The sequence below is a fragment of the Acinetobacter sp. COS3 genome, from assembly GCF_000475335.1.
Lineage (GTDB): Bacteria > Pseudomonadota > Gammaproteobacteria > Pseudomonadales > Moraxellaceae > Acinetobacter > Acinetobacter venetianus.
The window spans coordinates 1-233 of record NZ_AXCD01000072.1; the positions used below are offsets into that span (position 1 = coordinate 1).

1 protein-coding gene is annotated in these 233 nt (G+C 39.5%); it reads left to right on the top strand.

The window, feature by feature from the left end; translation table 11 throughout:
• On the top strand, positions 1-233 hold a 233-nt coding region (locus IO68_RS31985; protein ID WP_034603940.1), incomplete at both ends, for a hypothetical protein.

Genomic DNA, 233 nt, shown 5'->3' on the forward strand with positions numbered 1-233 from the left:
TCAGTTAACTACCACGAATAACAATGTAACGACTGCACAAACTACAGCGAATTCAGCACTAGCAGAAGCACAAAAAGGCATTAATTTTGGTGATGGTAGTACCTCAAATAACTATGCGTTGGGAGAAACTATCAATGTTAAAGGTGATAGTAATATCAACAGTGTTACTACTGCAGATGGTGTGCAATTAAGTTTAGCATCGGATATTAGTGTCGACAGCGTGACCACAGGCA